The sequence below is a fragment of the Fervidicella metallireducens AeB genome (assembly GCF_000601455.1).
In the GTDB taxonomy this organism is placed as follows: Bacteria; Bacillota; Clostridia; order Clostridiales; family Caloramatoraceae; genus Fervidicella; species Fervidicella metallireducens.
In genome coordinates, this window is sequence record NZ_AZQP01000074.1 from 1 (window position 1) to 5409 (window position 5409).

Below are 5409 nucleotides of genomic sequence, written 5' to 3' on the forward strand. Positions count from 1 at the left end.
TTTATCAGAGCACTTATATACTAATTTCATATAGCTTTCTCTTGCTTTTTTAGGATTTTTGCTGAACATGCCCATAATAAAGCCATCATCAACTAGTTCATAGGGGTCGTGTCTAAGTCCTAGATATATTGAAAGGCTTGAAAACTCATATTTTTCCGGACATTTTTCATATCCCTTTATATCACATGGGTTGTTGTGAACATATGCCGATAAGGCATAGAGATATATTTCACTCTTAACCATTTTACTTTTAAATCTGTCCTGAAAAAGATGTCCATGTCTTTTATATCTGTGGTTAAAATATTGTGCATAGGAGAAATTTATGCTGTGCATAATCCTTGAAATATCTGCTCCGTTGGCATCTATTATCAGATGTAGATGGTTATCCATAAGGCAGTAGCCATATACTCTGAATTCATAGGTTTTTTGATATTTTTTAACCAAAGCTAAATAATTAAGCTTATCCGTATTGTCTTTAAATAAATCAACTTCACTAATACTCCTTGCCATTACATGAAAAATGGCATCTTCCTTCTTCTGTCTTGCTATCCTAGGCATAAAAAACATCTCCCTTCAAAGTTTACTCTGAAAATAGTATTTCCTTTGAAGGGAGATGTTATTCATTAGCTCAGAACAATACTTATGTGTCCCAGATTATGAATACCACCTAATAACCCCACAGGCTAAACGTTTGCCGGCGCCTCCTGCCGGTTGAGTTTTGTAGTCATCTGGACCTTGATGTATTATTACTGATTTGCCTATGATATCTTCAACGTTAAATTTATTTGTAAAAAAGCTCATCATCGCCATTCCATTGTTTGAGAAAAGAACGGGAAAATCCCCTGCGTGATTACCATGGGGTTGATTGGTTGGATTCCAATGCCCACCTGCTGACTTAAATGGATCCTTAGGATCACCTACTTCACATTTTCCATATTCATGTATATGGAATCCATGGGGGCCTATTTGGGGCTGCCCATTTTTCCCTGGGGTAAATGGCGGCAGCCCTGTAACACTAACACAAATCTCAGTTCCCCCCTGCACTCTTCTAAAGTAAATATATCCTCTTAGATTCGGTGCTAGAGGTCCCCCAACAACCTTAGCAACTGCCATATAGTTTTTACCTACTGGATATATCCCATGATTCTGCCAGCAGTATTGATTAAACTGCTGAACCTGCATATCAACATAATTATCACTTCTATCCATTTATTTCCTCCAAGTCTATAATTCTCTTAACTATAAAATATTTATATTTTACAGTATTTAGAACAACTCCTAGACAAATGATCTAACTAATCATGAATAGCTACTCTCGATATTGAGCCTTTCTCCTGAAAAATTTATTTTGTATAAACATAATCCATAAGCTTATTTCAAAAAGCAGCATTAATGGTAGTGCTACCATTAATAAAGTCACTGCATCTGGAGTTGGCGTTATTAGCGCTGCAGTAACTACAATCATAAATAATATATATTTTCTTTTTTTACTTAAATACTTGTAGTTTATTATACCTAGCTTAGAAAGCATTAATAAAACTATAGGAAGCTCAAAAACAACCCCAATCCCTAGAACAAACCATATCACAAAGGAAAAATATTTACCTGCTGAAAGCATTGGCTGCATGAATTCACTTCCAAAGCTTAATAAAAACTTTATTGTTGATGGAAGTAGTATCCAAAAGCTAAAGAATGAGCCTCCAAGAAAAAGAGCTATAATAAATGGAAGCAAACAAAACAGGAGTATTTTTTCTCCCCTATATAATGCAGGTGATACAAATAGTATTGATTCTAAGAAAATTACAGGTGAGGAACCTAATATTCCTCCAAAGGCTGCAACCTTAAGCTTAGTAATAAAGCCCTCTACTGGTGTTGTAAATATTAAAGCCGTTTCCCCAATTGGCTTTTTTAAAAGGTTAACAATTAAGTCTGAGTATACATATGCAGCAATCGAAAAAATAATGAAAAAGACTATACAAATAAATAGTCTTTTTCTTATCTCATCAAGATGATCTATAACTGTCATTTCTTCATTTTTCATTTAGCATCATCCTCTGAATTTACAATGTCCTTTGTAGCTTTTTTAAATTCCTTTATTGATGATCCCATAGCTTTTCCTATTTCCGGAAGTTTTTTAGGTCCGAATATAACAAGTGCAATTACTAATATTATAATTAATTCTGGAAATCCTAAACTTGGCATTTTTCTTTCTCCTCCAATTCATCTTTAACTATTTTAATTAATTGTGGTAACTGATTTTTTAACCTATCAGTCAATCCGATTTCATAATCAATTTTCTCAGGTTCAATACCTAATATTGTTACCTGTGGGCAAAATCCTAGATATTTCGCTTGTTTCACAATATCAAGTATTTGAACATCATGGAGGGATGTATTACCCTTTATGTACCCATCCATATCCTCTGCTGATAATTTGTATATGGTTCCTGGCTCATGTCCTCCTTTTAGGCTATCTACAATAATTATATAATCATTATTTATAAATATATCTAAAAGGTCTAATATTGCAGTTCCACCATCAATTAAATCAACACCAACTAATTCTTCTTTTTCAAGTTCATTTATAACATGTATTCCAATTCCATCATCATGAAGTAGTATATTGCCTATTCCAAGGACAGCTCTTTTCACTATAACACCCCCATAGGATTTGGAGTTGACACTACAAATTCAGATTTTATATTTTTCTCTGAATCTATAACATGAACTGAGCATCCTGTACATGGATCAAAGGAATGTACTATTCTTAAAAGTTCAATTGGTTTTGTTATGTCTGCTATTGTTACCCCAATAAGAGCCTGCTCAATTGCTCCCATCTTTCCAAAATCATCTCTTGGTGATGCATTCCAGCAGGTTGGTGTTATTATTTGATAGTTTGTAGTCCTTTGACTACTGAAATTTAACCAATGTCCCAGTGCCCCCCTTGGTGCCTCAGTTAACCCTATTCCAACACCAGATGTTGGCAATTTTAGTTGTGTATAGGGTTTCATGGATGTAGTCATCATATTTGCCCAAATTACCATTTGACCTGCTAGCTTTTTAGTCTCCAAAGCTCTCGCCATATGCCTGTCCATTACAGATATATTACCTGTGTATTCACCATTTATAATCATTCTTGCCAGTGGTCCAAGCTCATATACCTCTCCATCATATCTTGGTGCTTTTAGGTATGAATATGCTCCCGTTTTTGCATACATAACGTCTGTCTTACCATCAGATGGATTTCTATTTCCTGAGTCATCACTATACCAAGAATACTTTGTAAATTCCTTTACCTTTAATGGATCTATTGTTCCAATAATTCCATTTTTATATGTTCCTCTTCTAAACAATGTATTTCCACTTGTATCAGTATCAAATACACCAAAGGTTAACAGGTTACCTACACCTTTTCCAACGCTATAGTAGTCACTGTATTTTTCTGCAATTAAATTTACATCATTCATATATACATTATCTATAAAGGCTTTTACATCTGTAAGATAAGTCTTAAATTTAGTTATATCTGTACTTAGTGGTACCTTTGTAACTCCTCCTGGAACAATTGACATTACATGCGGTATCTTACCAGAAAGTATTGCAGCCATTTCATGCGCTTTTCTTCTAATTTCAAGAGCTTTTATATAGTTATTTATCACTGCTTGTGTTTCCGCTGCTGTCAACCTCATATCTATATCATAACCAGGAACCCAAGGACTTTTCTCTGGGCCCTTAACATAATCTAAAACACTTAAGTGATAAAACTGAAGTATATGGTCTGAAAGAAAATTTGAGCCTTGTATTAGATTTCTAAGAACAATTGCATCGTTGTTTGCTTTAAAGCCAAAAGCATTTTCAATTGCTTTTACCGAAGCAATTGCATGGCTTACAGGGCAAAGTCCACATATTCTTTGTGTCAAATGAACTGCATCCCTGGGATCACGTCCAACAAGTATCTTCTCGAATCCTCTAAACATATTTCCTGTACTGTGCGCGTTAACAACTTTATTTGAGCCATCTATTTCAACTTCTATTTTTAGATGACCCTCTAACCTTGTTACAGGGTCTAGTTTGATTATTGTCCCCATTTTTATATTCCTCCTAAACTATAGAAACTTGTATATTGGTGTTTGTGGAAAATCTTTTCCACCACATCCAATACACTGATGTCCTCCGTCTATACACCAATTAACTCCATTGTTCCATTTTCTGCTTGGACAATTGTTATTTGTTTGTGGACCTTTGCAGCCACAATTTTTATAACAACCTGGTGCTCCAAGTACTGAAGCTGATGACGTTCCTCTTCTTGGACATTTTTGGTGAACAGAACTTGAATAAAACTCTGTTGGTCTTCCTTCTGAGTCTATTTTAGGCATACCATATAAATAAAGATCTATAATTGTTTTAGTAAGAGTTAACGGATGCACAGGACATCCTGGTAGGTTTATAATTGGATTCATTGTCATTCCATAAGCAACTTCTTTAACTGTCTTTATACCAGTTATGTTTATACCTGCCTTAGGTACACCACCGTAGGCGGAACATGTTCCTGCTGCAATAACATATTTAGCATTTGCTGCAAGTTCTTTAACTGCACTTAACATTGTCCATGGTTGTCCATTTCTTTCTGTTAATATACAGTGTGTTCCATTATTATATGTAGGAATTGCACCTTCAATTACTAATATAAAATTTCCTTTATTCTCTAATACAGCTAGATCAAGTGCACTTATTGCAAGGGCTCCTGCTGCGGCCATTAAATTATGATGATATTTCATGTTTACTTTATTTATAAGGAAGTTATCTATGGTTGTGTTTTCAACTGCATTAAGCATGGATATTGAACAACCTGAGCAACCCGACCCTTGAAGCCAAATAATATTTGGAGCAGTTTCTGCTGCTAACACTATCTCCTCTAATTTATTTAAATCTACGCTTGTTATCCCTAGTGCTACTGCTGAGGCTGTACACCATTTTAAAAAATCTCTTCTTGACATTTTCATACTATATGCACCTCATTGATATTATTTTTCAATTAGTATTGATTTTCATTATATATTGAAAACTGTTATTTATCAACCCTTATCTTTTAAATATTGTATATATGATATATTATTTTTAGAGGTGACTTAATAAAATTGATTTGTGTAGGCACTTAGGGACATTTACTACTTGTCCTAACTGATTGATTCAGATATTTCCTTTTAAGGAAAATTTATTCTTTTGTTGCAAAGATGTGGGACACAAAGATGTGGGACAAAAGATGTGGGACATATACTTACTGTAGTTACCTATATATTTATTTTTTAAGAATATTTTCATGCTTTACTTTTAATAAAACTTCAGAATTTCCTAGTTTAATTTAAATTTATTTCTTTTTCTTCTTGGATTTTTGCCATGCTTGTCCAAG

7 protein-coding genes are annotated in these 5409 nt (G+C 34.1%); all 7 read right to left on the bottom strand.

The window, feature by feature from the left end; all coding sequences use genetic code 11:
• The coding region (locus Q428_RS13190; RefSeq protein ID WP_035381684.1) for a transposase at positions 1-558 on the bottom strand (558 nt) is incomplete at its 3' end.
• A gap of 96 nt (positions 559-654) precedes the next feature.
• The gene (locus Q428_RS13195) at positions 655-1113 is read right to left on the bottom strand and encodes a superoxide dismutase family protein (protein ID WP_084478388.1); all 459 of its coding nucleotides are present in this window, start codon (positions 1111-1113) and stop codon (positions 655-657) included.
• 196 nt (positions 1114-1309) lie between these two features.
• On the bottom strand, positions 1310-2041 hold the full coding sequence (gene tatC, locus Q428_RS13200; RefSeq protein WP_035381689.1) for a twin-arginine translocase subunit TatC: 732 nt from the start codon (positions 2039-2041) through the stop codon (positions 1310-1312).
• Positions 2038-2202: a twin-arginine translocase TatA/TatE family subunit gene (tatA, locus tag Q428_RS15035; RefSeq protein ID WP_084478386.1), complete on the bottom strand. Its 165-nt coding sequence runs from the start codon at positions 2200-2202 to the stop codon at positions 2038-2040. The genes tatC and tatA overlap by 4 nt, the downstream gene beginning before the upstream one ends.
• The gene (locus tag Q428_RS13205) at positions 2190-2651 is read right to left on the bottom strand and encodes a hydrogenase maturation protease (RefSeq protein ID WP_242847849.1); all 462 of its coding nucleotides are present in this window, start codon (positions 2649-2651) and stop codon (positions 2190-2192) included. Before Q428_RS13205 ends, tatA begins: the two co-directional genes overlap by 13 nt.
• Positions 2651-4087, bottom strand: coding sequence for a nickel-dependent hydrogenase large subunit (locus Q428_RS13210; protein ID WP_035381691.1), 1437 nt, complete (start codon positions 4085-4087; stop codon positions 2651-2653). Before Q428_RS13210 ends, Q428_RS13205 begins: the two co-directional genes overlap by 1 nt.
• Before the next feature lie 18 nt (positions 4088-4105).
• A complete protein-coding gene (locus Q428_RS13215) occupies positions 4106-5002 on the bottom strand; it encodes a hydrogenase small subunit (protein WP_035381692.1) in 897 nt (298 codons plus the stop codon).
• Between the last annotated feature and the right edge of the window lie 407 nt (positions 5003-5409).

Excerpts from the sequence above, each read along its gene's own strand:
- Q428_RS13195 (WP_084478388.1), bottom strand. The coding sequence starts at position 1,113 with ATGGCAGTTGCTAAGGTTGTTGGGGGACCTCTAGCACCGAATCTAAGA.
- tatC (WP_035381689.1), bottom strand. The coding sequence starts at position 2,041 with ATGAAAAATGAAGAAATGACAGTTATAGATCATCTTGATGAGATAAGA.
- tatA (WP_084478386.1), bottom strand. The coding sequence starts at position 2,202 with ATGCCAAGTTTAGGATTTCCAGAATTAATTATAATATTAGTAATTGCA.
- Q428_RS13210 (WP_035381691.1), bottom strand. The coding sequence starts at position 4,087 with ATGGGGACAATAATCAAACTAGACCCTGTAACAAGGTTAGAGGGTCAT.
- Q428_RS13215 (WP_035381692.1), bottom strand. The coding sequence starts at position 5,002 with ATGAAAATGTCAAGAAGAGATTTTTTAAAATGGTGTACAGCCTCAGCA.